Source organism: Variovorax paradoxus, from assembly GCF_030811855.1.
In the GTDB taxonomy this organism is placed as follows: Bacteria; Pseudomonadota; Gammaproteobacteria; order Burkholderiales; family Burkholderiaceae_C; genus Variovorax; species Variovorax paradoxus_L.
The window spans coordinates 349956-371173 of the sequence record NZ_JAUSRN010000002.1; the positions used below are offsets into that span (position 1 = coordinate 349956).

Consider the following 21218-nt stretch of genomic DNA (forward strand, 5'->3'; position numbering starts at 1 on the left):
ATCCCTTCAAATGAAAAAACCCGCCGAAGCGGGTCTTTTCAATCAGGTTGCGGTCAGCATGATCAGTGCATGTGCAGGCCGCCGTTGACCGAGAAATCGGCCCCGGTGCTGTAGCCGCCCTCGTCGGTGGCAAGCCACGCGATGATGGAGGCAATTTCGCTCGGCTCGCCCAGTCGCTTGACCGGAATGGTCGCGATGATCTTGTCGAGCACTTCCTGGCGGATGGCCTTGACCATGTCGGTGCCGATGTAGCCCGGGCTCACGGTATTGACCGTGACGCCCTTGTTTGCCAGCTCTTGTGCCAGCGCCATCGTGAAGCCGTGCATGCCGGCCTTGGCCGCCGAGTAGTTGGTCTGGCCCGCCTGGCCCTTGGCGCCGTTGACCGAGCTGATGTTGATGATGCGGCCCCAGCCTTTTTCGACCATGTCGCCCACCACCTGTTTGGTGACGTTGAACATGCTGTTGAGGTTGGTCTCGATGACGGCGCTCCAATCTTCGGGCGTCATCTTCAGGAACATGCGGTCCCGCGTGATGCCCGCGTTGTTGACCAGCACGTCAATGGGGCCGTGCGCCGCCTTCGCGGCCGCAAACGCCTCGACAGTGGATTGCCAGTCGCCAACATTGCCGACCGACGCATGGAACTCGAAGCCAAGCGCCTTCTGCTCGTCCAGCCATTTGGCGTGGTCGCGCGTCGGGCCGCAGCCTGCGATGACGGTGAACCCGTCCTTGTGCAGGCGCTGGCAGATGGCAGTTCCGATGCCACCCATGCCTCCGGTGACATATGCAACCTTTTTGCTCATGTAATCTTCCTTGATGTGTTGCGAAGCTAAAGCCTGAACGGCCACCTTCACTCTAGCGAATTTCAAGCCACCTATCGCTGAGGAAAACACTGAGCCAAGCTGGCAAGCAGCTGTCAATGCATGGGCGATGTGCAACCATATGCATGAGTCTGTACCTTCTTGCGCACTGCGGGCGCCTTGAAGGAGTTCGAAAGTATGAATTTCCGAGCTCTCGAAATGGCGAGCCCGTTTCCCGGTCGTGGGCCAATTGCGATAGCCGCGTCGTCAATCGTTGTTGCGCTCGCACTTGCGCGCGTTGACGAGACAGCCGGCATAGTGGGGGTCATGCTTCAGCAGGAACATGGCGCGCGCGGCAACGGCGGTGTCTGCGAAGTCGCTGAACAGTCCGTCCACGCCGGCCTCGTAGAACGCCCGGTACTCGTTGATCGGATTGCCTGCGAAACTTCCGGTCAAGCGCTTCTGTTCGCTTCTGAAGGTGTAGGGGTGCACCAGCAAACCCAGCTTGTGCGCGTTCGCGATCACGTCGCTCGGCGGCAGCAGCACGCGGTCGCGCTCGTCCACCACGCCATCGCCCGTCACGTCGGCGCACGCGCCACCTTGTATCGATTTGCAGGCGCTGGAGATCAGGTATGGCTTCCATGGCCCGATGCCGTCGGCATAGCCCCTGACTTCCTGCAGGCCGCGCGGCGTCAGCAGATCCTTGAATTGGCCGTCGCGGTTCGACACCACCCAGTCGTACGGTTTGTCGTAGGGCTTGCTGAAGTCCAGCGAACCATCGGGCTTGACGTCGTTCGCGTCGACCAGCTGAATCAACCGCACGCTCGTCTTGCTGCGCAGGTAGCGAAGATTGGCGGTTTCGAAGGACTGGATGAAGACGGGGGCGTTGCGCTGGTTCCAGCCCGCCGCACTCAGCACGCTCAGCAGCCGGTCTTCCAGCGGGAGCCCGATGCCCTGGTGGTAGGTCGGATGCTTGGTCTCCGGATAGATCCCGATGCGCCGCCCCTCCTCCCGGGATTTGCGCTTGGCGAGTTCGATCACCTCGACCAGCGTCGGAATCTGGAACCTGCCGTTGAAGCCCTGGTCGCGCTCCGGAAAGGACTGCACGGCGCGCAATTGCTTGATCTCGGCCAATGTGAAGTCGCTGGCGAAGAAGCCGTCGGTCGCAACCCCGTCGAGCATGACCGTGCGCCGCCGATTGGCGAACTGCGGCAGGTCCTTGACATTGGTGGTGTCGATCAGGTTGGGTTCGTGCCGTGCGATCAGATGGCCGTCCTTCGTGGCGACCAGGTCCGGCTCGATGTAGTCGGCGCCCAGCGAGATGCCCAGCGCATAAGCCTCCAGCGTGTGCTCGGGCAGGTAGCCGTTGGCGCCGCCCCGGTGTCCAATCACCAGTGGTGCATTGTCGGCACGACGCCGTGCGTTCTCTACTTGCGCCGCGACCGGTGTTGCAGCGGCAAGCAACATGGCCAGGCCGAAAAGGGCACTGCAGACTTTTCTCAAGCTGTTCAAGGGAGTCTCCTCGTTGGTGGGCGCATGCTAGAAACCTGCGATGACGCAGCGGTGACGCCCGTTCCGGGCGCGCACAATCTCCGCGGCACTGTTGCTGTTGTTGCGCAGGCGCTCTTCCCCTGTCAAGGAGTTCGAAAGCATGAATTTCGGGATCATCATCTTCCCCGAGGTCGAGGAACTCGACTTCGTCGCGTACATGCGGCGGTCCAATGCCTGACGTTTCCGGCCTGGAACCGCTTTCCGTCCTCGCCGCCCGCGTCGGCGCCACCCTGCGCGAGCGGCGCCAGACGGTGGCCGTGGCCGAATCTTCGGCCGGCGGCCTCGTGTCGGCCGCACTGCTCGCCATCCCCGGCGCCTCGGCTTTCTTTTTGGGCGGCGCGGTCGTCTATTCGCGCCGCGCCGCCAAAGCGCTGCTGGGGCTGACTCCCGAGGACATGGCCGACGGCATGCGCGCCGAGACCGAACCCTATGCCAGGTTCATCGCGAGCAGGATCCGCGACAGCCACCGCGCCACGTGGGGAATCGCCGAGAGCGGCGCGGCCGGCCCGTTCGGCAGCCCGTACGGCGACGCGCCGGGGCATGTGTGCGTGGCCATCGCCGGTGCGGCCACCGCAAGCAGGACCATCGAGACCGGCGATGCGGACCGCGTGTCGAACATGGACGTGTTCGCGCGGCAGTTGCTCTTGCTCTTCGACGAGACGCTGCGCGCGCAATCTTCAGCAGGCTAGTCGGCCTGCACCCCTGCCGCCCGGATCACCTTGCCCCATTTCTCGGTCTCTGCCGCAAGGTGCTTGCGCAGCGCCTCGGGCGTCACCTTGTCCATGGGCACGGCTTCGGTGCTCAGTTCGGCGAAGCGTTGCTTCACCATGTCGTCCTGCAGCGCGGCGCGCAGGGCGCTGTTGAGCTTTTCCATTACCGCCGGCGGCGTGCCCTTGGGTGCGTAGATGCCGTGCCACACCTTCACATCGAAACCCTTCAGGCCCTGCTCGTCGAGTGTGGGAATGTTGGGCATGCTGGACAGGCGCTTGGGCGTGGTCACGCCGAACACCTTGACCCGGTTGCCGTCCTTGATGACCGGCGCGGTCTGCGTCGTCTGATCGCACAGCAGATCGACCTGCCCGCCCATCACATCGTTGAGCGCGGGACCGGCGCCCTTGTAGGGCACGGTGGTGAGCTGCACGCCGATCTGGTGCGCCAGGAGCATGCCGCACAGCTGCGACACGGCGCCGACGCCGGCGTTGGCCAGCGTCACCTTGTCCTTGTGGGTCTTCACGTAGGCCAGCAGCTCCTGGAAGTTGTTGGCCGGAAAGTCCTTGCGTGAAAGCAAGGTCATGGGCACGTCCATCACCTGGCCGACGTATTCGAAGTCTTTCAGCGGGTCGTAATTGAGCTTCTTGTAGAGCGCGGGCGCGGTGGCCATGCCCATGTGATGGATGAGGATGGTGTAGCCGTTCGGGGCAGCCTTGGCCACGCGGCCAGGCGCGATGGTGCCGCCCGCGCCCACGGTGTTCTCGACGATCACGGTCTGCCCGAGCGACTTGCCCATGGGAATCGCGAGCATGCGCGCAACCACGTCGGTGGGGCCGCCGGCCGAATACGGCACGACCATGGTGATGGGCTTCTCGGGCCATGGCGCCTGCGCCACCGCGGGCGATTGGGCGGCGAATAGGCTGGCGCCCAGCGCGGCCGCAAACATTGCGCGTGTTGTTCGGTTCTTGATTGCGTTCATCTTTTTGTCTCCTAAGTCTTGGTTCGATCCGCGGAACTTGCGGTACTTGTCAGGGCGCGGCTTGAGCGCCGAGCGCGAGCAGGCGCTCGGCCAGCCGAACCACGGGGGCATCGACCATGCGCCCGTCGAGGCTGACCACGCCGCCGCCCGCGGCCTGGGTCGCATCCAGCACGCGGCGCGCCCATGCCAGCTCATCGTCACTCGGCCCCAGCGCGGCGTGCACCGGTGCGACCTGGTCGGGGTGAATGCAAAGCTTGGCGCCGAAGCCGCCGCGGCGCGTGCGTGCGGTGTCGGCCGCGAGCCGCTCGGCATCGCGCCAATCGGGCGTGACGCCATCGATGGGCGCGGCGAGTCCTGACCGGCGCGAGGCCAGTACCAGCGCCAGGCGCACCGGCACCAGCTCGGCCTCGCTGGCGTCGCAGGCCAGCCCCAGGTCGGCCTGGAAATCGAGGTTGCCGAAGGCGAGCCGCAGCACCTGCGGCGCGGCCGCGAGTTCAGCGGCGGCTTCGAGGCCCGCAGCGGATTCGATCAACGGAACGAGCACGCCCTTGGGTCCGATGTCCGTGGCCAGCCGATGCAGGTCCGCGGCGCGCTCGGCCTTCGGCAGCACCACGCCGGCAATCAGGCTTTCGGCGGCAAGCTCACTCACCAGCGCGCGGTCGCCGTCGTGCCAAAGCGTGCTGTGGGCATTGATGCGCACCAGCAGGCGCCCTCTTTCCGCGGCGGTCAACGCGGCGACAGACGCTCGCAGCTGCTCGCGCGCCACCACCTTGCGATCGGGCGCCACGGCGTCCTCCAAGTCGACGATGACACCACCCGCACCCGTGGCCAGCGCGCGCGCGTGGCGCTCGGGCCGGTCGGCGGGCACGAAGAGAAAGGTGCGTGCCAATGCCAGCGTCGTCGACATGCTCACACCGCCCCTGCCTCGCGCAGCGCGGCAATGTCGGCATCGCCTCGGCCCAGGGCGCGCAGGATGGATTCGGTGTGCTCGCCCACGGCGGGCACGGGGTCCATGCGGTAGTCGAAGGCACTCTGCCGTCCGGCCGGCAGCAACGCGGGAATGTCGCCGGCCGGCGAGCCCACGTTCCGCCAGCGCTCCCGCGCCTGCAACTGCGGATGCGCCCACAGCCCGGCCATGTCGTTCATGCGTGCGTTGGCAATCTGCGCGGCGTCGAGCCGCTCGACCACCTGCACTGTGTCGAGCGTGCTGAAGGTCTCCACGATGATGGCGCGCAGCGCGTCGCGGTTCGCGTTGCGCCGCGCATTGCTGTCAAAGCGCATGTCGGTCGCGAGCCCCGGCTGCAGCAGAACCTTCTCGCAGAAGAGGCGCCATTCGCGCTCGTTCTGCAGGCCCAGCATCACCGTGCCGCCATCGCCCGCCGGAAATGGCCCGTACGGATAAATGGTGGCGTGCGAGGCGGCACTGCGCGGCGGCGGCGGCGCGCCTTCGTAGGCGTAGTACATCGGGTAGCCCATCCACTCCGCGAGCGATTCGAGCATGGACACGTCGATGTGCGAGCCCTTGCCGGTCTTTCCGCGCTGGAGCAGCGCCGCGAGGATGCCGGTGTACGCATACATGCCCGCCGCGATGTCGGCGATGGAATTTCCCGCCTTGCACGGATCGTCCGGCGTGCCCGTGACCGACAGGAAACCCGCCTCGCTCTGGATCAGCAGGTCGTAGGCTTTCTTGTCGCGGTACGGCCCGTCTTCGCCGTAGCCCGAGATGTCGCAGACGATGAGCCGCGGATGCTTTGCCTGCAGCGCTTCGGCGCCCAGCCCCATGCGTGCGGCCGCGCCGGGTGCGAGGTTCTGCACCAGCACGTCGGCCTCGGCCACCAGCTCCTGCAGCACCGCAATTGCGGCGGGCTGCTTGAGGTCGAGCGTGAGGCTTTCCTTGGAGCGGTTGACCCACACGAAGTGCGAGGCCTCGCCGCCCACGCGTGCGTCGTAGGCGCGTGCAAAGTCGCCGACGCCGGGTCGCTCCACCTTGATGACGCGAGCGCCGAGGTCCGCCAGCTGCCGGGTGCAGAACGGCGCCGCAATCGCATGTTCGAGCGAAATCACCGTGATGCCGTCTAGAGGTCTGGTCATGTGCTTGTTCTTCCTGTTGTTCATGCGAGCACGGCCGTGGCCTGCATCGTGAGCCAACCGTCGGCGTCTTCGCCCCAGAGGCTGAATGTCTTGCCGTCCGTGCTGCCTTCGGCCGGCTTGCCGTGCACGCGGAACGGCGCAGTGTCGAAGGTCGGCCGCACGGCGCGGAATTCGAACCGTGCGAGCCGTGCGCCCGGCACGTTGCGACGCAGCAGATCGATCAGCAGCGTCGCGATCAGCGGCCCGTGCACGATCAAACCTGGATAGCCCTCGACCTGCGTGACGTAACGGCGGTCGTAGTGGATGCGGTGGCCGTTGAAGGTGAGTGCGGAATAGCGGAACAGCAGCACGTCGTCCGGCACGATCTCGCGGCTGAAGGCGGCGTCCTTCGGGGCCGGCGTGGGCGGCGGAGCCTTTTCACCGGGTGCGGCCGCGGCGCGGTAGACGATGTCGTGCTCTTCGGTGAGCGCAAGGCCGCGTTCGTTGCGCACTTCATGGCGCACCAGCACGAACACCAGCTCGCCGCTGCGGCCCGCCTTGTGGGTGACCGACGCGATGGTCGAGATGCGCTCCACCTTGTCGCCCACCTGCAGCGGGTTGCCCTCTTCCCAAGCCAGCCGCCCACCGGCCCACATGCGTCGCGGCAGCGGCACGGGTGGCAGGAAGCCGCCGCGCTTCGCATGTCCGTCGTCGCCGATTTCGGACTGGCGATGGTGAGGCAGGAAGTAGAGCCAGTGCCAGAGCTCCGGCAGGCGCGTGCCGGCCAAAGGTGGTGTGTCGTCGCGATCCAGCGTGGCGGAGAGTGCGCGCACGGGCGCGGCCGTGACCTCGTCAGCCAGCGTTTCGCTGCGGCCCTGCCACGCCTGGAGCCTGGCCAGCGCATCGCCGTCGATCAACGCGGAAGTAGTTTCATGCATGGGATCGCTCATGGTTCTTTCAATCCACCGCAGCGCCGGATGCCTTGACGATGCGCACCCACTTGGCAAGGTCGTCCTGCAGCAGTTTCGAGAATTGATCGGGCGTGGTGGGCGCCGCGATCTCGACGCCCTGCTGGTCGAGCTTGTCGCGCAGGTCCTTGGCGGCCAGCGCCTTGCGCGTCGCATCCTGCAGCGTGGCCAGCACATCGGCCGGCACGCCCGCGGGCGCGAACAGGCCGATCCACAGCGTGCCGTTGTAGCCCGGCACCGCCTCGCGGATGGCGGGCACGTCGGGCAGCACGGGCGAGCGCTTGTCGCCGCTCACGGCCAGCGCCCGCAGCTTGCCGGCCTTGATGTGCGAGAGTGCCGACGGCAGGCTCGCGAACACGATCGGCAACTGCCCACCGAGCACGTCGTTGATCGCAGGCGCCACGCCCTTGTACGGCACGTGCTGCAAAGAGATGCCGGCCATGCTGTTGAGCATTTCGCCGAGCAGGTGATTGAGCGTGCCGTTGCCGGCGGAGGCGTACTGGTAGTTGGCGCCCTTCTGCCGCGCAAGCTTCAGGAACTCGTTGAAGTCCTTGGCCGGAAACGAGGGGTTGACCAGCAGCACGTTGGGCACCGCGCCGACCAGGCCCACGGGCTTGAAGTCTTTCACCGGATCGAAGCCCGGGTTCTTGTAGAGCGCCGGATTGATCGCCTGGCTGCTGCTGATGGTCATGAGCAGCGTGTAGCCGTCCTTCGGGCCCCTGGCGACCAGTTGCGTGCCGATGTTGCCGCCCGCGCCGGGCCGGTTGTCGACCACCACGCTGGCGTTGTTCATCACCTCGCCGAGCTTCTGCCCCACGAGACGCCCGACGATGTCGTTGGTGCCGCCCGCGGCCTGCGGCACAACCAGCGTGATGGGCCGGGAGGGATAAGGCTCTGCGCTCGCCGGGCTCATCGCAAACACGAGCGCGGCAGCCAATGAAAGCAGCGCGCCGACGCGGAATTTGAGGGTCATGTGTGTTGTCTCCATGCCCGCATGGTCGTTGGCCCCCAGCCTTCGCGCAATCTGCGATTTCGGAACCCAGTCTTCTGAAATTCCGAAGGCTTGGGTACGATGGCGCCATGCTTTTCGACCTGACAGACCTGCGCCTTTTCGTTGCCACGGCCGAGCTGGGCAACCTCACGCGGGCGGCCGAGCGGCAGCATCTGTCGCTTGCGGCGGCCAGTGCACGCATCAAGGCGCTCGAGACCCAGGCCGGGTTGCAGCTGCTGCAGCGGGAAGCACGAGGCGTTCGCCTGCTGCCGCCGGGCGAAGCCTTCCTGCATCATGCGCGGCTGGTGCTGCACCAGACCGAGCAGCTGCGCGCCGACCTGCTCGAATACGGCGGCGGGCTGCGCGGCCATCTGCGTGTGTTTGCCAACACCACGGCGGTGACCGATTTCCTGCCTGAGATCTTGCCCGGCTTTCTTGCGCACAACCCGCGCATCAACGTCGACCTTCAGGAAAAACCGAATGCTCAGATCCCGCGCGGCGTGCTCGACGGCCGCGCCGACATCGGCATCGTGGCGGGCCGCGTCGATACGCTGGGCCTGGAAGCCATCCACTTCAGCACCGACCGGCTGGTGCTCGTCACCTCGCGCAAGCACCGCTTCGCGAAGCGCCGCAAGATTTCATTCGCCGAGACGCTCGATGAAGACGCCATCGGCATGCAGCAAGGCAGCACCTTGCAGGCCTTTCTGGCACAGATCACCGACAACCTGGGCAAGCGGCAGAAGCTGCGCATCCAGCTCGGGAGCTTCGACGCCATGTGCCGAATGATCGGCAGCGGCGTGGGCATTGGCGTGGTGCCGGAATCGGCCGCACGTCGCAACCAGGAGAGCATGCAGCTCGCGCTGATCGACCTCAGCGATGCGTGGTGCGTACGGGAGCGCTATCTGCTGGTGCGAGACCGGGCTGCCCTGCCGATCTATGCACAGGCGCTGGTCGACACGCTGTGCCGGCACTATGCCAATGAGCAGGCGGCCGTTGCTTGAAGGCCGCCTCGCGCTACTGAAAACAAGGACTTGCGGGCGAATCGTGATGAAGCGCGTGCCGTCCCCAATTTCCGTGGACAACTTTGGGGATAACTGATGTTCTTCCTTGTAAACACGATTTAAGTCGTTGTTTTATATAAGGAATAATCAGTGTGCTCAAAATTTGGGCGGTGCACAAAGTGCGTCGCCCAAAGAACCGCCTTAGCGCTCGATCGTCAGCGCAACGCCCATGCCGCCGCCGATGCACAGCGAGGCAATGCCCTTTTTGGCGTTCTGGCGCTGCATTTCATGCAACAGCGTCACCAGGATGCGGCAGCCCGACGCGCCGATAGGATGGCCGATGGCAATGGCGCCGCCGTTCACGTTCACCTTGTTCACGTCCCAGCCCATTTCCTTGTTCACGGCGCAGGCCTGTGCGGCAAAGGCTTCGTTGATCTCGAGCAGGTCGAGGTCGGCAGCCTTCCAGCCAGCGCGCTGCAGCGCCTTGGTCGACGCGGGCACGGGGCCCATGCCCATGATGGCCGGGTCGAGGCCAGCGGTGGCAAAGCTCGCGATGCGGCCCAGCGGCTTGAGGCCGAGCGAGGCGGCCTTCTTCGCGGTCATCACCATCACGGCGGCTGCGCCGTCGTTCAGGCCCGACGCATTGCCCGCGGTCACGCCGCCGGCCTTGTCGAAGGCGGGGCGCAGGCCGGCCAGGCCATCGGCGCTGGTCTTGCGGTTGATGAACTCGTCCTTGTCGAAGACGATGGGGTCGCCCTTCTTCTGCGGAATGCTCACGCCGACGATTTCGTCCTTGAACTTGCCAGCGTCCTGCGCGGCCGCGGCCTTGGTCTGGCTGCCGAGTGCGAGCTCATCTTGCGCGTTGCGGTCGATGCCGAACTTCTTGGCCACGTTCTCGGCCGTGATGCCCATGTGGTACTGGTTGTAGACGTCCCACAGGCCGTCCACGATCATGGTGTCGACCAGCTTCCAGTCGCCCATGCGCTGGCCGTTGCGCGAGTTGGGCAGCACGTGCGGCGCGGCGCTCATGTTCTCCTGGCCGCCGGCAATCACGATTTCGCTGTCGCCCGTTGCCACGGCCTGCGCCGCGAGCATCACGGCCTTGAGGCCGGAGCCGCACACCGCATTGATGGTGAGCGCCGGCGTTTCCTTGGCGCCGCCGCTCTTGAGCCATGCCTGGCGTGCGGGGTTCTGGCCAGCGCCAGCGGCCAGCACCTGGCCCATGATCGCTTCGCCGACTTGGTCGGCCGTGAGGTTGGCACGCGCAATCACTTCCTTGATCACGAGGGCGCCCAGCTCGGTGGCCGCAATGCCGGCGAGCGAGCCGCCGAATTTGCCGACCGCCGTGCGTGCAGCCGAAACGATGACGATGTCTTCCATGAGGTTCTCCGTTGAAGTGATTTGAAGTGAGTGAACGAGTGCGTCGGCCGGCCGGTTATGCCCTGGCCTTGACGTACCGGCCCGGGGCCGGCTCGATGGCCTTGTATTTCTTGCCGTCTCCGTACGCCTTGGGCGCCGGAACCTGCTTGCCCGCATGGCCCTTGAGCCATTGTGCCCAGTCGGTCCACCAGCTGCCGGGCTGCTCGGTGGCGCCGGCCAGCCATTCGGCCTGCGTCTTCGGAAACTTGCCGTCGTCGCGAATCCAGTGGCTGCGCTTTTTCTTGGCCGGCGGATTGATCACGCCAGCAATGTGGCCCGATGCGCCCATGACGAAGCGCTTCTTGCCCGGCAGCAGCTGCGTGGACGCATAGGCGCCGCCGATGGGCACGATGTGGTCTTCGCGCGAGCCGTAGATGTAGGCCGGAATGTCGATCTTGCCGAGGTCGATTTTCTCGCCGCACACCGTGACCGCGTTCGGCTTTGCCAGCTTGTTCTCGTGGTACGTGTTGCGCAGGTACCAGGTATAGAACGGGCCCGGCAGGTTGGTGGCGTCGCTGTTCCAGTAAAGCAGGTCGAACGGCGGCGGGGTTTCGCCCTTCAGGTAGTTGCCCACCACGTAGTTCCACACCAAGTCGTTCGGGCGCAGAAAGCTGAAGGTCGAGGCCAGGTCCATGCCCGGCAGCAGGCCGCCCTTGCCCAGCTGCATTTCGCGGTAGGCCACCATCGGCTCGTCCACGAAGATGTCGAGGATGCCGGTGTCGCTGAAATCGAGGAAGGTGGTGAGCAGCGTGACCGACGCGGCCGGCTTTTCACCGCGCGCCGCGAGCACGGCCAGCGCGGTGCTTAGGATGGTGCCGCCCACGCAGAAACCAAGCACGTTGACCTGCTTGCTGCCGCTAAGGTCCTGCACCGTGTGGATCGCCTTGATGGCGGCGTTCTCGATGTAGTCGTCCCAGGTGGCATTGGCCAGCGATTCATCGGGGTTGCGCCAGCTCACCACGAAGACGCGATGGCCCTGCTCGTTGGCATAGCGGATCAGCGAATTCTCGGGCTGCAGGTCGAGGATGTAGTACTTGTTGATGCATGGCGGCACCAGCAGGAACGGCCGTTCATACACCTTGGCCGTGAGCGGCTTGTATTCGAGCAGCTGGAAGAGCTCGTTCTCGAAAACCACCGCGCCTTCGGTGGTCGCCACGTTGCGCCCCACTTCGAATGCGCTCTCATCCGTCATGCTGAGGTGGCCTTGCTTCACGTCGTGCAGCAGGTTCTGGATGCCCTTGGCAATGCTCTCGCCCTGGGTGTCGATGGCTTTCTTCTGCGCCTCGGCATTGAAGGCGAGCGAGTTGCTCGGCGAGGAGGCCGCCATCCATTGCTCGACCGCGAAGCGCAGGCGCGCCTTGGTCTTTTCGTCGGCGTCGATGGCGTCGGCCATGTTCAGCAGCGTGCGGCCATTGAGCAGGTACACGGCCGCCGAAAAAGCCGAGAGCGGGTTGCTGCCCCAAGCATCGGACGCAAAGCGCCTGTCGCCTTCGGGCTTGGCGGCAAAACCTTGTCGCCAGAGCTCGGTGGCATCAGCCACGTATTGCTGCTGGATGGACTGAAGCTTTTCGGGATCGATGGAGATCTTGGGCAGCTCGGGCATGCCGCCCGCCTGCGGGATCTGCCACAGCGGCGTGCCGCCGGTGACATTGAAGGCCGAGGCCCCCTGTGCGGCGGACTGCTGGAATGATTCCAGCGCCTTGTTCCATCCCTCTGAAAGTGCCTGCTGGAAGGGCGCGAACGCATCGGCCCCCGTCGCTTGTTGCTTCATCATGTCTCCTGGTCCTCACCTGAGTCTGAACGGATGGCTTCTCGTGTTTTGAGTATGCTGCATTTCATGAGGCGCTCACAACGCCGCCCACCTACTTACCGACTGAAACTTCTTGTGTTCATCCACCTGATCGTGATCGGCTGGCTCTACGTCGCCGTGATGATGGCCGTGGCCGAAGCCACCAACACCACGGGCACCGTGCTGGGCGCCATCTTCACATTTCTTTTGTACGGATTGGCGCCGGTGGGCTTGGTGGTTTACCTGATGGGAACGCCGGGCCGGCGCCGCGCCATGAGGCAGCGCGAAGCCGAGGCGCAGGAGGCGGCACGCCTGGCTGCCGCGGCGGCCGCGGATGCAGCGGCGGCCGCCAAAAATGATTCAGGCCTTCCAGACCAAGGCAGCGAAGCGCCCGCTGACGCCGTCCCGCCGGTGCGAAAAGAACCGTGATGGGTTGGCGACGGTGCACCAGCCGTCGCCGCCGTCGTTGCCGTACACGGCATCCACGCCGGCCGCGCGCAAGCGCTGGCGTGCGAGCGCTGGCAGGTCGGCGAGCCATTTGCCGGCGGCCGTGGCGGGTTGAAAGCAACTTGCGGCTTCGGGTGCGTGCGCCTCGAACGCAGCCTTGACCTCTGGCCCGACTTCGAAAGCCTTGGGCCCGATGCACGGGCCGAGCCACGCTATGACTTTGCTAGCGCCGTGCGTTGGACCCGCTTCAGGCTCCGGAGTGAAGCAGCGTGCAGTGGCTTCGAGCACACCGCCGGCAAGCCCGCGCCAGCCGGCGTGCGCGGCCGCCACTCGCTGCCCTGATCCGTCGGTGAAAAGTACGGACAGGCAGTCGGCGACCATGATCGTGCAAGCCAGTCCGATGGCGGTGGCGGTGCATGCGTCGGCCGCTGTGCCGTCGCGTGCGATGCCGTCCGTGTCGGCATCGTCGAGCGCCGCGACAGCGGTGCCATGCACCTGCAGCAAAAAGACAGGATGCGCGCCGACGGCTTGCTCGAGAAGGTGGCGGTTCTCGGCGACATGGGCGGCCAGGTCGCCCACGTGGTCACCAAGATTGAGGCTCTCATAGCGGCCCTGCGAAACCCCACCTTGCCGCGTGGTGCACACGGCCCGCACGTTTGGCGGCGCCGGCCAGTCGGGCACGAGCCAGTGCGCGTCCATCATGGCAGTCCGGTCACCCGTTCAGGCTTCCGCGTCGGGCGCCTGCGAGGGCTGGGCGCGCTGGAAAGCGTCCAGCTCCATGCAGGCCTCGTAGGCGGCCATGGTGCGCGGCAGGCCGCTGAAGTCGCAGTCGAAGCGCTTGCCGTTGAAGATCTGCGGCACCAGGCAGCAGTCGGCCATCGTGGGGGTGTTGCCGTAGCAGAAAATGCCGGCGGGTTGCAGCGCCAACTGGCGCTCGAAGGCCAGCATGCCTTCGCGAACCCAGTGCCGATACCAGGCGTTCTTGGCGGCGTCGTCGAGCTTGAGCTCTTTCACCAAATACTTGAGCACCCGCAGGTTGTTCAGCGGATGGATCTCGCAGGCAATCGACTGGGAAAGCGCTCGCACGTGGGCACGGCCGACCGGGTCGCTCGGCAGCAGCGGCGGCTCGGGGTTGGTTTCGTCGAGATATTCGATGATGGCCATCGACTGCGAGAAGCGCTCGCCCTCGTCTTCGAGCAGCGGCACCAGCATGTCAGGCGAAATGGCCGAATACGGCCCCGTGCGATGGTCGCCGCGGGCAATGTGCACTGGCACGTAGTCGTATTCCAGGCCCTTGAGGTTCAGCGCAATGCGCACCCGGAACGATGAAGAGGAGCGGAAGTAGTTGTGCAGCTTCATGATCCGGAGAGCATAGCGCTCACCGGCAGCCCCCGCCTGCCTCTGGCACACTGCCGTTTTTCCAGATTCGCTGAAAAGGACAGACGCAATGGCTTCCGAGTTTGTTTTCGCCCCGCCCGCGGCCGTTTCCATTCCGGTGGTCGGGCAGGCCGCCCGCTTTCCGGTGCACCGCATCTATTGCGTGGGCCGCAACTACGAAGATCACGCCAAGGAAATGGGCTTTACCGGCCGCGAACCGCCCTTCTTCTTCATGAAGCCGACCGACGCGCTGCTGGTGGTCGACGAAGGCCAGACCGGCACGATGGCCTACCCTTCACTCACCAAGAACCTGCACCACGAGATCGAACTCGTCGTCGCCATCGGTACCGGCGGCAAGAACATCAAGGCGGCCGATGCGCACAAGCACATCTATGGCTACGCCGTCGGCCTGGACATGACGCGCCGCGACCTGCAGGGGGAGATGAAGAAGCAGGGCCGCCCATGGGACATCGGAAAAGGCTTCGAGCAGAGCGCGCCCATCGGCCCGATCGTGCCGGTGGCAAAGGCCGGCGACGCCGAGAACGCCGAGATCTCGCTGCAGGTCAACGGCGTCGACCGCCAGCGCAGCACCGTGAGCAAGCTGATCTGGAACGTGGGGGAGACCATCGAGCACCTGTCGGCCGCCTGGGATCTGCAGCCCGGCGACCTCATCTACAGCGGCACGCCTGAAGGCGTGGCCGCGGTGGTGGCGGGCGACACACTGGTGGGCGAAGTGGCCGGCCTGCCCAAGCTGACCGTCAAGGTCGTCTGAGCCCCCATATTTCAACATTCCATGATCCTGCGCGTACCCATCAAGCACTGCAAGAACTGCGGCACCGCAGTGGTCTACCGCGTCCCCGACGACGGCGACACCAAGGAGCGCGCGGTCTGCCCGGCCTGCAGCACCATCCACTACGAGAACCCGCTGAACGTAGTGGGCACCATTCCCGTCCTGGGGGACAAGGTGCTGCTGTGCAAGCGCAACATCGAGCCGCGCTGGGGCAAGTGGACGCTGCCCGCGGGGTTCATGGAGCTTGGCGAAACCGCGGCCCAGGGCGCGGCCCGCGAGACCGATGAAGAGGCCGGCGCGCACTACGAGATGCAGGGCCTGTTCGCGGTGATCAGCGTGGTGCGCGTGGGCCAGGTGCACCTGTTCTACCGCGCGCGCCTGCTCGACGACCGCTTCGATCCCGGCCACGAAACCATCGAAGCCCGGCTTTTCACCGAGGAAGAAATCCCTTGGGAAGAAATCGCCTTTCGCACGGTGCGCGAGGCGCTGGAGCACTTCTTCGAAGACCGGCGGCGCGGCAGTTTCGACCGCGTGCACGAACTCAGCATCGTTTGAACCGCATGACCCAGGCACCCCGCACCACCCCCACGACCACCTTGCTGCGCCGCGGCGCCCTCGCCTGCGGCCTTGCCCTTGGTGCGGGCCTGGCCGTGGTGGCGCACGCTGAAGTCGTGGGCGACGTCGACACCGCGTTCAAGCTCATCGGGCCCGATCACAAAATCGTGGTCGAAGCCTACGACGACCCCAAGGTCAACGGCGTGACCTGCTATGTCTCGCGTGCCAAGACCGGCGGACTGGCCGGCGCATTCGGCGTGGCCGAGGACAAGTCGGAGGCCTCCATTGCCTGCCGCCAGGTCGGCCCGGTCAGCGTCACGCAGCCCCTGCCCAAGCGCGAGGAGGTCTACACCGAGCGGCTGTCGATTCTCTTCAAGCGGCTGCGGGTGGTTCGCATGGTCGACCCCAAACGCAACACGCTGGTCTATCTCACCTATTCCGACCTGCTGATCGACGGGTCACCCAAGAACAGCGTCACCGCCGTGCCCATCGACCGCGGCACCCCCATCCCGCTCAAGTAGCTTCCGCCAGGTCCGGCCGCACCGCCCTGCTTCAGGCGGCTTTCGCGAGTTTGCTAGCATGCCCCGCGGCGGCTTGCCCGGCGCGCCGACCCGAAGGAACCCTCCGCAACGAAATCGTTCCAACAGAGCCATGCACCTTCAAGATCTAGCTTTTCGTACCGGCGCCGCGGTTCTCCTGGCGGCCGGCCTCGCAGCCTGCACCACCCCGCAGCCGCCCGCGCGGCCAGGCGTGTACATACCGCCGCCCGTCCAGCAGCCGCAGGCCATGTTCATCCGACCCGCCAGCGGCACCACTATTGCCCGCTTCGATGGCGTGCGCAACAAGGGTCTCGACATTGCCGGCAATGTCGGCGATCCCATCGTTGCCTCGGCCGACGGCCGGGTGGTGTACGTGGGCGGCGAGCTGCGCAGCTACGGCAACATGGTCATCATCAAGCACAACGAAACCTTCCTCACCGCCTACGCGCACGCGCAAACCATCCTCGTGAAGGAAAACGCGGTGGTGCGGCAGGGCCAGAAGATCGCCGAAATGGGCAAGAGCGACACCGACCGCGTAAAGGTGCACTTCGAAATCCGCAAGAACGGCACCGCCGTCGATCCCGAGCCCTACCTGAGCGGGCGCCTGCAGCAATAGCGCACAACGGGCCTCAAAGCAGGCTCTCCGGCACCAGCGGCGCCAACAGCTCCAGCTTCCAGCGCGACCAGAAATCCGTTTCCGGCTCCACGTGCAGGATGGTGTCGGCCCCGTCACCCGACGCGGGGCTCACCCACTCGATGCCGCCCCTGGGGCCCAGCTGCAGCTGGTAGGCGCCGTCCAGCCGGATGAAGCCGATCAGGCTGGTGAGCTGCTGCGCGAGCTGCGGGCTGAAGATGAAGATGCCGATCTCGGTGTTGTGCAGCATCGAGCGCGGGTCGAAGTTCATCGAACCGACGAAGACGATGTTGCGGTCGACCACGGCCGACTTGCCGTGCAGCCGCCCGCTCGCAGAACCGTAGATGCCGAAGCGCTTGGTTTCTTCGATCCGCTTGGGGCTCAGTTCATAGAGCGCCAACCCGAGCCGCAGCATCTCGGGCCGGTAGCGGCGGTAGCCGATGTGCACCAGCGACTCATCGGTGGCCGCCAGCGAATTGGTGACGATGGTGTAACCCACGCCCTTTTGCCGCACGAGGCGGAACGTCTCCATGCCGCCGCGCCCGGGAATCAGGTACGGCGTGGTCTGCAGAACCTCATGCTCCGCGCTGCGTATGTAGCGACGCACGTTGTAGAGCACGCTGTCGGTCGACTCGTCAGCCGGCAGCCCGCGCGCTTCGTCCGTGGGGCCCAGCGCCTTGGCGGGCGCATCGGCATACGCTTCGGCGCGCGCCCAGACGAGCGACAGCACGCCTTCGTCCAGGTCCTTGGCCAGCGCGTTGTTTCCCAGCAGATCGGTGGAAACGATGGGCTCGGGGTGCAGCGTGTTCGGCCCGCCGGTCAGCTGCTCGAAGCGTTCGCGCAGCTGCTGCGGCGTGGCGCCGCCTGTCGAGGCCAGCGACTCGATGGGATACACGTAGGGGCTGTTCCAGTACATGTCGAACAGCGATGAAAGCCGCGGCACGACCGTGCCTGCCACCAGCGTGTCGATGTCGATGAAATTGGAGCCGCCGTCGCGCAGGAAGTATTCGTTGGCGATGTTGCGCCCGCCCATCACCGCCATGCTGTTGTCCACCACGAACAGCTTGTTGTGCATGCGGCGGTGCACGCGGTCGAAGTCGAGCAGCGACGACGCCCATCGCGTGCCCAGCCGGCCGCGCCCGGCCGGGAACGGATTGAACATCCGCACCTCGACGTTCGGGTGCGCCGCAAAGCCGGCAAACAAGGTATCGGCACCCGCGGTGTAGAGGTCGTCCACCAGCAGGCGCACGCGCACGCCGCGTTCCGCCGCATCGCGCAGCTCGCGCAGCAGGTAGCGCCCGGTCTCGTCGTTCTGCACCAGGTAGTACTGCAGGTCGATGGAACGCTGGGCCCGGCGGGCGAGCTCGATGCGCGCATGCAGCGAATATTGCGGCATCGGCAGCAGACGGAAGCCGCTTAGCCCCTGCTCGGGTGGCGAAGCCGCGGTGACCATTCGGCCCAGCACCGTGTCGGCGCCGTCCGTGATGGCCACCGAAGGCTTGCGCTCGACCCCTGCCGGCAGACCGGCGCAGCCACCCAGAAACAGCAGCGTGATGACGAGCAACAGCCACAGCGGCAGTTGCCGCCATGAGAGGCGCAGGGCAGCGCCGTTGGTCTTCTCTGAAATCTGCGGGATGAGGTGTTCTGACATCGGTCGATGCGGTGCGCGACGCGCGCAAGGTGGCCGGTTTCTACCATGAGCGCAAAGAATCTGCGGGCATGGAGTCTTCCTACACCATCGGCAAATGCAAGCTGACGCATTGGCCCTCGCGGCCGCGCCACATTGGAGCCAATCGAACCGAAGCGGGCCGCGCATTCCGGAGGCCCCGGCCGGTGCATTCAGCGAGGTGTGCGGATGGCGAAGAAGAACGAACTGCTGGCGCGTTTCGGCGGCAAGCTGACGATGATCGGCTTCGGCTGCATCGGCCAGGCGCTCTTGCCCGTGCTGCTGCGCCATTTCGACCTCAAGCCTTCGGACATCAAGATCGTGCAGGCCGGCGAAGACCGCAGCGGACTCGCCAAGAAGCTGGGGGTTGAACTCATACCCACGCGGCTCGAAGAAGGCAACTTTGCCGCCGTGCTCGAGCCGATGCTGGGCAAGGGCGACTTCCTGGTCAACCTGTCGGTCAACGTTTCCAGCCTTGCGCTCATCAAGCTCTGCCGCGAGCGCGGCGTGTTCTATCTCGACACCTGCAACGAGCCCTGGGACGGCCGCTACGACGACGCCGGCCTCCCGCCTTCGCGACGTTCCAACTACAGCCTGCGCGAGGAACTGCTGGCGTATCGCCTGGACAAGCGCAACGGCCCCACGGCGGTCATCACGCAAGGTGCAAACCCCGGCGTGGTGTCGGCCCTGGTCAAGCAGGCCTTGCTCAACATCGCAGCCGACACGCACGCCGAACTCGAGTCGATGCCCGCCAGCTACGAAGACTGGGCCGCGCTGGCGCAGCAGCTGGGGATCAAGGTGATCCACATCGCCGAGCGCGACACGCAGGTTGCCGCCCAGCGCAAGGAGAGAAACGAGTTCGTCAACACCTGGTCGATCCAGGGCTTCGTCGATGAAGGGCTGCAACCCGCCGAGCTGGGCTGGGGAACGCACGAGCGGCACTGGCCGGCCGACGCGGCACGCCACGGCTTCGGCAGCGATGCCGCCATCTACCTGAGCCGCCCGGGCATCGGCACGCGGGTTCGCAGCTGGACGCCGCTCGAAGGCCCTTACCACGGCTTCCTGGTCACGCACGCCGAGTCGATCTCCATTGCCGACCACCTGACGCTGCGCAAGGACGGCGCGGTGGTGTACCGCCCCACGGTGCACTACGCCTACCACCCCTGCGACGACGCCGTGCTCTCGCTGCACGAACTGGCGGGCAACAACTGGCAACTGCAGCACCGCCAGAGAATCGTGCGCGACGAGATCGTCGAGGGGATGGACGAACTCGGCGTGCTGCTGATGGGCAACTCCAAGGGCGTCTACTGGTATGGCTCGCGGCTCACCATCGAACAGGCGCGCGAACTCGCGCCCGCCAACAGCGCCACCAGCCTGCAGGTGGTGGCCGGCATTTTGGGCGGAATGCTGTGGGCGCTGCAGAACCCGGATGCGGGCCTGGTGGAGCCCGACGACCTCGACCACCGCGTGGTGCTGGAAGCCGCCCTGCCCTATCTCGGTGAGGTGGTGGGCGTGTATGGCGACTGGACCCCGCTGAAAGACCGTTGTGCGCTTTTCAAGGAGGAAATGGACAAGGACGACCCGTGGCAGTTTCTCAACTTCCGGGTGACGTGATTGCTGCTGCGTAAGGAACTCGGCGTCGTCGAGAACTCGTACTACGAAGCCAGCGTGCAGCGCGCGGCGCGGTTCGAGCCGGCGCGACCGCTCGAAGGCATCGCAACAGCCGATGTCTGCGTGGTGGGCGGCGGGCTCGCGGGGCTTTCGGCGGCACTCGAGCTCGCCACGCGCGGCTTCTCCGTGGTGCTGCTCGAGGCGCAGCGGGTCGGCTGGGGGGCATCGGGGCGCAACGGCGGACAGGTGATCGTCGGCTTCGGCTCGGATGGCGAAGAAGCCATTGAAGACCAGTTTTCGCCCGAGGACGTGCGCCGCGCCTGGAACATTTCGGTCGAGGGACTGGACCTGATGCAGGAGCGGATCGCGAGCTATGCGATCGATTGCGACTGGCAGCCCGGCTACCTCAATCTATCGGTCAAGCCATCGAAGTCGCGCGCGCTTCGCGAATGGATGGACCACGTGCAGCGCGTGCACGGCTATCCGCTGCAATGGCTGAGCCCCAAGGAAGTGGCGGAGTGCGTGGCCAGTGATCGCTTTCACGCCGGCACCTACGATGCGCGTTCGGGCCACCTGCATCCGCTGAAATACTCGCTCGGCCTGGCAAGCGCGGCGCGTGCCGCGGGCGCGCAGCTGCACGAGAACTCGGCCGCGCAGGTGATCGAGCGCGGGCCCCGGCCAGTGGTCAAAACGGCGCAGGGCGAGGTGCGATGCAGCTTCGTGGTGCTCGCAGGCAACGTGTACCTGGCCGAATACGGCGACGACGTGGCGCCCGAGGTGTCATCGCGCATCATGCCCGTGGGCACCTACATGATCGCCACCGAACCCATGGACAAGGAACGCGCCGACGCGCTCATGCGCGGCAGGCCGGCGGCGTCAGATACGAACTTCGTTCTCGACTACTTTCGCCTGAGCGCCGACCACCGCCTGCTGTTTGGATCGGGCGACAGCTACAGCGGAAGGACGCCGCGCAATCTCATCGACAAGATTCGCAAGAGCATGCTCACGGTGTTTCCGCAGCTCTCGGACCTGGGCATCGACCACGCATGGGGCGGCTTCGTCGACATCACGATGAACCAGGCGCCGGACTTCGGGCGCATTGGCAGCAACATCTACTACCTGCAAGGCTTCTCGGGCCATGGCCTGGCACTCACCGGCATGGCCGGCAAGCTGGCGGCCGAGGCCATCGCGGGCCAGGCCGAACGCTTCGATCTTTTCGCCCGCATCGGACACCATGCGTTTCCGGGCGGCACCATGCTACGCACGCCCGCTCTGGTGCTGGGAATGATGTATTACCGCCTCAGGGACATGATGTAGGCGCGA

General features: G+C 65.7%; 21 protein-coding genes. 9 read left to right on the top strand and 12 right to left on the bottom strand.

All coding sequences use genetic code 11. The features are described 5' to 3' along the window. Positions 1–62: 62 nt before the first annotated feature. The gene (gene phbB, locus J2X92_RS06465; protein ID WP_307574344.1) at positions 63–800 is read right to left on the bottom strand and encodes an acetoacetyl-CoA reductase; all 738 of its coding nucleotides are present in this window, start codon (positions 798–800) and stop codon (positions 63–65) included. A gap of 264 nt (positions 801–1064) precedes the next feature. After that, entirely contained in the window at positions 1065–2309 is a 1245-nt protein-coding gene (locus J2X92_RS06470; RefSeq protein WP_307574346.1) for a glycerophosphodiester phosphodiesterase, read from the bottom strand. Between the two features lie 209 nt (positions 2310–2518). Here J2X92_RS06470 and J2X92_RS06475 point away from each other — a divergent pair, with 209 nt between their 5' ends. Beyond that, entirely contained in the window at positions 2519–3037 is a 519-nt protein-coding gene (locus J2X92_RS06475; RefSeq protein ID WP_307574348.1) for a CinA family protein, read from the top strand. Here J2X92_RS06475 and J2X92_RS06480 read toward each other — a convergent pair. From J2X92_RS06480 to J2X92_RS06500, 5 genes are read right to left on the bottom strand one after another with little or no spacing between them, the layout of a single operon-like run. Beyond that, positions 3034–4038, bottom strand: coding sequence for a tripartite tricarboxylate transporter substrate-binding protein (locus J2X92_RS06480; RefSeq protein WP_307574350.1), 1005 nt, complete (start codon positions 4036–4038; stop codon positions 3034–3036). The genes J2X92_RS06475 and J2X92_RS06480 overlap by 4 nt on opposite strands. A 49-nt stretch (positions 4039–4087) precedes the next feature. Next, entirely contained in the window at positions 4088–4945 is an 858-nt protein-coding gene (locus J2X92_RS06485) for an HpcH/HpaI aldolase/citrate lyase family protein (protein ID WP_307574352.1), read from the bottom strand. Between the two features lie 2 nt (positions 4946–4947). Next, on the bottom strand, positions 4948–6129 hold the full coding sequence (locus J2X92_RS06490; RefSeq protein WP_307574354.1) for a CaiB/BaiF CoA transferase family protein: 1182 nt from the start codon (positions 6127–6129) through the stop codon (positions 4948–4950). Between the two features lie 20 nt (positions 6130–6149). Further along, positions 6150–7046, bottom strand: coding sequence for an FAS1-like dehydratase domain-containing protein (locus J2X92_RS06495; RefSeq protein WP_373424795.1), 897 nt, complete (start codon positions 7044–7046; stop codon positions 6150–6152). Positions 7047–7065: 19 nt separating this feature from the next. Beyond that, positions 7066–8049 (bottom strand): tripartite tricarboxylate transporter substrate binding protein, encoded by a 984-nt coding sequence (locus J2X92_RS06500; protein ID WP_373424796.1) that lies wholly within the window; start codon positions 8047–8049, stop codon positions 7066–7068. Between the two features lie 107 nt (positions 8050–8156). Between J2X92_RS06500 and J2X92_RS06505 the strand changes: the two genes are divergently transcribed. Further along, complete coding sequence (locus J2X92_RS06505) at positions 8157–9068, top strand: LysR family transcriptional regulator (protein ID WP_307574357.1); 912 nt, start codon at positions 8157–8159, stop codon at positions 9066–9068. A gap of 201 nt (positions 9069–9269) precedes the next feature. Here J2X92_RS06505 and J2X92_RS06510 read toward each other — a convergent pair whose 3' ends face one another. Then, on the bottom strand, positions 9270–10448 hold the full coding sequence (locus J2X92_RS06510; protein ID WP_307574358.1) for an acetyl-CoA C-acetyltransferase: 1179 nt from the start codon (positions 10446–10448) through the stop codon (positions 9270–9272). A gap of 55 nt (positions 10449–10503) precedes the next feature. After that, positions 10504–12258 carry a class I poly(R)-hydroxyalkanoic acid synthase gene (gene phaC / locus J2X92_RS06515; RefSeq protein ID WP_307574359.1) on the bottom strand — a complete coding sequence of 585 codons (1755 nt, stop codon included), beginning with the start codon at positions 12256–12258 and terminating at the stop codon, positions 10504–10506. A gap of 114 nt (positions 12259–12372) precedes the next feature. Here phaC and J2X92_RS06520 point away from each other — a divergent pair, with 114 nt between their 5' ends. After that, a complete protein-coding gene (locus J2X92_RS06520) occupies positions 12373–12705 on the top strand; it encodes a hypothetical protein (protein WP_307574360.1) in 333 nt (110 codons plus the stop codon). Here the strand turns inward: J2X92_RS06520 and pgeF are convergent. Next, complete coding sequence (pgeF, locus tag J2X92_RS06525; RefSeq protein ID WP_307574733.1) at positions 12637–13422, bottom strand: peptidoglycan editing factor PgeF; 786 nt, start codon at positions 13420–13422, stop codon at positions 12637–12639. The genes J2X92_RS06520 and pgeF overlap by 69 nt on opposite strands. A 21-nt stretch (positions 13423–13443) precedes the next feature. After that, the gene (maiA, locus tag J2X92_RS06530; RefSeq protein ID WP_307574361.1) at positions 13444–14082 is read right to left on the bottom strand and encodes a maleylacetoacetate isomerase; all 639 of its coding nucleotides are present in this window, start codon (positions 14080–14082) and stop codon (positions 13444–13446) included. Between the two features lie 88 nt (positions 14083–14170). On the opposite strand from maiA, the gene J2X92_RS06535 reads away from it, so the two are divergent. The 4 genes from J2X92_RS06535 (at position 14171) to J2X92_RS06550 (ending at position 16600) form a co-directional block, all read left to right on the top strand. Next, positions 14171–14872 (top strand): fumarylacetoacetate hydrolase family protein, encoded by a 702-nt coding sequence (locus tag J2X92_RS06535; protein WP_307574363.1) that lies wholly within the window; start codon positions 14171–14173, stop codon positions 14870–14872. Positions 14873–14893: 21 nt separating this feature from the next. Next, positions 14894–15445, top strand: a complete 552-nt coding sequence (locus J2X92_RS06540; RefSeq protein WP_055804497.1) for an NUDIX hydrolase — start codon at positions 14894–14896, stop codon at positions 15443–15445. A gap of 5 nt (positions 15446–15450) precedes the next feature. After that, positions 15451–15966: a CreA family protein gene (locus J2X92_RS06545; RefSeq protein WP_307574364.1), complete on the top strand. Its 516-nt coding sequence runs from the start codon at positions 15451–15453 to the stop codon at positions 15964–15966. Between the two features lie 130 nt (positions 15967–16096). Further along, a complete protein-coding gene (locus J2X92_RS06550) occupies positions 16097–16600 on the top strand; it encodes a murein hydrolase activator EnvC family protein (RefSeq protein ID WP_055804502.1) in 504 nt (167 codons plus the stop codon). 13 nt (positions 16601–16613) lie between these two features. Here J2X92_RS06550 and J2X92_RS06555 read toward each other — a convergent pair whose 3' ends face one another. Further along, entirely contained in the window at positions 16614–18269 is a 1656-nt protein-coding gene (locus tag J2X92_RS06555; RefSeq protein WP_307574366.1) for a phospholipase D family protein, read from the bottom strand. Between the two features lie 204 nt (positions 18270–18473). Here J2X92_RS06555 and J2X92_RS06560 point away from each other — a divergent pair, with 204 nt between their 5' ends. Both J2X92_RS06560 and J2X92_RS06565 read left to right on the top strand, forming a co-directional pair. Further along, positions 18474–19898: a homospermidine synthase gene (locus J2X92_RS06560; protein WP_307574368.1), complete on the top strand. Its 1425-nt coding sequence runs from the start codon at positions 18474–18476 to the stop codon at positions 19896–19898. Continuing rightward, entirely contained in the window at positions 19899–21212 is a 1314-nt protein-coding gene (locus tag J2X92_RS06565) for an NAD(P)/FAD-dependent oxidoreductase (RefSeq protein WP_307574370.1), read from the top strand. The last annotated feature ends 6 nt before the right edge of the window (positions 21213–21218 follow it).